This is a genomic window from Propionivibrio sp. (genome assembly GCF_016790145.1).
GTDB lineage: Bacteria > Pseudomonadota > Gammaproteobacteria > Burkholderiales > Rhodocyclaceae > Propionivibrio.
The window spans coordinates 1-5,136 of the sequence record NZ_JAEUOI010000161.1 but is presented as its reverse complement, the minus strand read 5'-3'; the positions used below and the strand labels follow the sequence as shown (position 1 = coordinate 5,136).

The following is a 5,136-nucleotide window of genomic DNA, read 5'->3' as shown; positions in this document are numbered from 1 at the left end:
GTATCTGGTCGAACAACTGATCCATGTCCTCGATATGCGATATCGGCACGCCGACCTTGCCGACTTCGCCCTTGGCCAGAACATTGTCGGCGTCGTAGCCGGTCTGTGTCGGCAGATCGAAGGCTACCGATAATCCGGTCTGGCCCTTGGCAAGATTGGTACGATAAAGGGTATTGGATGCCTTGGCCGAGCTGTGACCACTATAGGTCCGCATCAACCAGGGCTGATCCCGTTTTTTCTGACCGGCAACCATGACTATCCCCTTTTTCTGATCAAGAGACGTCTCTCGATCTTAAAAAATATCTCATCAATCTTGTTCTTTCCCATGTCTACCTTGTCGGTCTCCCAGGAACCACTTGCGACATGAATCTTCCCTTGGGTGTGACTCTGTATCGGATTGAAGCCGGACCTATACAGCGTCGATCAGAGAGCGTGCGATAACCTTGAGGGCCAGGGTTTCTTCGGCCCCCTCGAATATCGACAGCACACGCGCATCGACGAAATAGCGGCTGACCGGTGACTCCTCGGCATAGCCCATGCCGCCGTGAATCTGTAGCGCTTCGCGGGTGAGCCATTCTGCCGTCCGGCAGGTGAACAGTTTCACCATGCTGGCTTCCATCTGCCCTGCCCCCTGATCCATCAAACGGCCGACGGCGTAGGTGAATTGGCGGGAAACGGTCAGCAACGTCGCCATGCGCGCCAGCTTGACGAGCGTCAGTTGATATTCGCCTATGGGTTTGCCGAATACCTTGCGCTCCTGGGAATAGGAAACCGCCCGTTCGAAAGCGGCTTGCATGACGCCGATGGCACGAGCGGCCGTTTGAATGCGTCCGCCAGCAAATCCGGCCATGATGAAGTAAAAACCCTTCCCTTCGCCCCCCGGCCCGCCGACCAGGTTTTCGTCAGGAACGAAAACATGGTCGAAGAAAAGCTCGTAGGAATGCATTCCGCGATAACCGATGGTTGCAATCGCCCGCCCGGTGAGCAAGCCGCCTTGTGGCTGACGATATTCGAAATCGTGTCCGTCATAGACATCCTTCTCGACCAGGAACATGCTCAGCCCCTTGTGGCCGAGCGAACGGTCGGGATTGGAGCGGGCCAGAACCAGTAATAGACCGGCTTTACCGGCCATGGTACACCAGGTCTTGGCGCCGTCGAGTATCCAGCCGCCATCGCACTTCGTCGCCTTGAGGCGCATGGCGGCGACATCGGAGCCGGTATCCGGTTCGGTGACGGCAATGGCACACAAGGGCTCGCCCATGGCGACCTGGGGCAACCACTTTTGTCGCTGTTCTTCCGTCCCCCCCTTGAGCAGGGACCGGCTGAGAATTTCCGGACGCGTGATCAGGCTGCCCGCCCCGCCAAGCGAGCCGCGCGAAAGCTCCTCGGTGACCACGATCATCCCCATGTTGTCTTCATGGTCGTCGCTCTGGATGCCACCGTAGCGCTCGGGAATTGACAGGGCGAAGCAGCCCATTTCAGTCAGCGGTTCGAGAATTTCCTTTGGGATGATGCGGTCTTGCCGATGAATCTCCTCGGCCAACGGCATCACCACGTTCGTGGCCAGCTTGCGGAACGAGTCCTGCATCATCGTCGCATCATGGCCGAGAAGATAGTCACCGCTTGCGCCATTCAAGGCAATGATTTGCCTGCCCAGCGCTTCAAGATTGCCCGCATCCAGTTGCGACTGGCAGAAACGACGGAGAGCGGGTGCGTCCAGGGTCGCCAGATCGTCTTCGTTAATACCGAAGCTTTGCGGGCGCGCAAACAAACGATTGCGAATGTTCTGCAAAGCCTCGGCGCAAAAAGCCAGGGTCATCCGCTCTTCCAGGCAGGCGCCATTACCTGCCTCATTGGCGGCAACGACCTTGTAGACATAGTCCACCGCAAAATGCGCCGTGCTTGACTCGGCGGCGCACCACGCCAGGTCGAAACAGGCCATCTGATGTTCGTCGAGTTTGTCGCCCGAAACCCCCTTGTCACCGACACATTGCTGCTTGATCCAGATCAAGGATTGCTTGACCAGTGCATCGGCTACTGCGAGATACTGCGACGCTTCCTGCATCCTGTTGTTGACATCACTCATGGTTGATTACCTTATTGATGGCCGTCCGGCCGTTATTTATTGGACCGGTTACTGACAATGCGAACGAACGAGAGCGCAATAGGCGCTCATTTCGTCATGGGTCAGTGTGAGCTTCATTTATTTTCTCCCTAAACTCTATTGCAAAAATCACATCCATCATTGCTTGCAGATACGCCCTCGGTACGGGTGCGGGTTCCATTGTCCGTCATGCTGCGCCACAGCATTGACGTAAGTCCATGTTTTGGCTGGACAAGCAGTCACCGAAAGACTTCCATCCGGTCAAAGAAAGCGGTCGTGCGTAGCAAAAAAAGAACAGATGCCGGAGGCGGATTCATCAATAACGCCGCAATCCAGCCGAACCCAAATAAGATATTCCATTCTAACGCTTGATGATGATGCTCTACAACATCAATCGAGAAAAACTCATTGAATGAGCACTACCCATAAATTCTCATCGACTGAGCACTTCCCATCGTAGGGTCTCCTTGCCAATAATGCGCAAAAGTGTGATCCCGACTCGCCAGCCGCACTCTCGGAGTCGCTTCCAGAGGCGGTTTCCACGATAATTACTGGGTTCGCATCGAGCTGGGAGTCGGCGCCAGCGTAGCGGCGCTCGGTTATAAGTTTCAGCGCGAATTTCTCTACCGCCAAGTGTATCCATGAGCATTCATGAAAGAACGCATTCCTATGACTATCGCCACCGTGCAATGTGAACGCACAGACCCTGTCGCTACGCTAACTCTCTCCAATCCGGGCAAGCTCAACGCCTTGAACGCCGTGATGTGGCAGGAACTGCGGCAGATCGTAGTGCAACTTGCGGGTGACGCCGACATCCGTTGCGTGATCCTGCGCGGTGCAGGCGAGGTTTTCGCTGCTGGCGGTGATCTCGAGGAACTGCGCGAAGCCCGTGCCACGGTGGACAGCGCACTGGCCTACCACGAGTCGGTCGGGCAGGTATTGCAGGCCATCGAGCACCTTCCCCAGCCGACCATTGCGGCGATTCAGGGGCCTTGTGCCGGCGCCGGGCTGGAAATCGCCAGCGCCTGCGATCTGCGGATTGCAGGTCAATCCGCCCGTTTCGGCGCGCCGGTAATGAAGCTCGGGTTTTCCATGTACCCCGGCGAACTGGCTGGTTTGTTGGCGCTCGCCGGTCCGGCGCTGACCAGGGAGATCCTGCTCGAAGGTCGCTTGCTGACGGCCGCGGAGGCACTGAGCAAGGGGCTGCTGACGCGCGTGGTTCCGGACGCCGACGTGCACAGCGAAGCCATGGCAACGGCGCAACGCATCGCCGCTGGCGCGCCGTTGGTCGCTCGCTGGCACAAGCAGTGGATTGCCCGGCTGATGGACCCCACGCCGCTCAGCAAAGCCGAAAAGCGTGCGTCATTTGCTTTTATCGACAGCACCGACTATGCAGAAGGACTCGCGGCCTTTCTCGAAAAGCGCCCGCCGCGTTTCACCGGACACTGATCCTGCGCGCGTAATCAACATCCAGGCGCGCTTATCGATCAAAGTGCGCTGACAGGTTGTCGAGTACCGAAGTTAGGGAGGACGACCGTCCGGGGCCGGCCGGGGTCGTCGCGACTGACTACTTGCCGGCTGCTTCGCGCTTGCGGCGCGAGGTTGGCATCATTGTCGCCTCACCATCGATGACCACCGTTTCTCCCACGGTACACACGGTATCGAGGACAACCCGACCCTTTTCGGCGATAACTTCCTTGACTGTCACCTTGGCATGAACGGTGTCGCCAGGACGAACCGGGGCGCGGAAACGCAAGGACTGGTTCATGTAAATGCAGCCCGGCCCAGGCAAACGATTGCCCAGCACCGCTGAAATAAGGCTGGCAGACAACATGCCGTGCGCGATGCGGCCACCGAACATCGTCGTCTTGGCAAAGTCCTCATCCATATGAACCGCATTGACGTCGGTGGACACACCGGCAAACAGGACAAGGTCCGCATCAGTAATGGTCTTGGCAATTTCTGCGCTCATTCCGACAGTCATGTCTTCAACGTCGTAACCGTTTTGGGGATTCATGAAAGGCCTCTCTAGGTAGTTATGTAATTATCAGCGCGGGCGAGCCGCGCCGGGGGTAAATGACGCCTGCTATCGCCTGCGCCAACGGATTTTCTTGAGCGTTCCGGATAGTTTGAAGCTGGTACGCCACAAGGACAAGTATTTTTATTATAAGGGGTTGAGTATCCTTGATATGGGCATCAAGGTCAAACGCCATTTCACTAACGCCATTTCACTAACTTCCCGTCAGGGGAAATCGCCAAATATGACCCCGGCGTGTCAACCCCGGGTGCAGATCACCAGTTCGTGCAGAGCGCGGGTAGCGCTCAGCGCGAAGCCCGGCCCCGTCATTTTCCTTCAGTCTCCTGTGTCTGCCTGATATCCGTGCTGAGGTGCAAAAGCCTCACCCCTCCAGCGCCTCCCAGCGCTCCAGCAGGAGCAGCAACTCTTCATCGATTTCCGTCAGACGCTGCGAAATTTGCGTTGCCTCCTGCGGCTCGGCCCGATAGAACGCCGGATCTTCCAGCCGCTGGCTGATCGCCTTCTGCTCCTGTTCAAGTGCCGCAATCCGTTCGGGCAGTTCGGCAAGCTCACGTGAGTCCTTGTAGCTCAGCTTGCGGCTACTATCGACCTTGACCCTGGGCGCCTGCACCGATCCCATGACAGCCGACGCAACACGCTTCGCCGCTGACTGCGCAGCATCTTCGGCACGCCGCTTGACCTGATAATCCGCCCAGTCCTGATAACCGCCGGCATACTCGCGCCAGACACCATCGCCCTCGAAAGCGATGGTCTGCGTCACCACGTTGTCAATAAAAACCCGGTCGTGACTGACCAGAAACAAGGTGCCGGTGTACTCCTGCAACAACTGTTCGAGCAGTTCGAGCGTTTCGATGTCGAGGTCGTTGGTCGGTTCGTCGAGCACCAGGACGTTGGCCGGTCGTGCAAACAGGCGTGCCAGGAGCAGGCGGTTGCGTTCGCCGCCGGAGAGCGATTTGACCGGCGAACGGGCTCGCTGCGGAGCAAAGAGAAAATC

The 5,136-nt window shown here is 57.6% G+C and carries 5 protein-coding genes; 1 reads left to right on the top strand and 4 read right to left on the bottom strand.

Features of this window, described 5'->3' with window-relative positions; genetic code table 11:
* Together JNM42_RS13405 and JNM42_RS13400 are read right to left on the bottom strand one after the other, a co-directional pair.
* Window positions 1-253: methylmalonyl-CoA mutase family protein (locus JNM42_RS13405; protein ID WP_294270831.1), on the bottom strand; the 253-nt coding region annotated here is incomplete at its 3' end.
* A gap of 156 nt (window positions 254-409) precedes the next feature.
* Window positions 410-2,086, bottom strand: coding sequence for an acyl-CoA dehydrogenase family protein (locus tag JNM42_RS13400; protein ID WP_294270828.1), 1,677 nt, complete (start codon window positions 2,084-2,086; stop codon window positions 410-412).
* Between the two features lie 669 nt (window positions 2,087-2,755).
* Here JNM42_RS13400 and JNM42_RS13395 point away from each other — a divergent pair.
* Window positions 2,756-3,553, top strand: a complete 798-nt coding sequence (locus tag JNM42_RS13395; protein WP_294270826.1) for an enoyl-CoA hydratase/isomerase family protein — start codon at window positions 2,756-2,758, stop codon at window positions 3,551-3,553.
* 118 nt (window positions 3,554-3,671) lie between these two features.
* Here JNM42_RS13395 and JNM42_RS13390 read toward each other — a convergent pair whose 3' ends face one another.
* Together JNM42_RS13390 and JNM42_RS13385 are read right to left on the bottom strand one after the other, a co-directional pair.
* A complete protein-coding gene (locus tag JNM42_RS13390) occupies window positions 3,672-4,121 on the bottom strand; it encodes a MaoC family dehydratase (RefSeq protein WP_294270823.1) in 450 nt (149 codons plus the stop codon).
* Between the two features lie 382 nt (window positions 4,122-4,503).
* A partial coding sequence (locus JNM42_RS13385) for an ATP-binding cassette domain-containing protein (protein ID WP_294270820.1) occupies window positions 4,504-5,136 on the bottom strand: 633 nt, incomplete at its 5' end.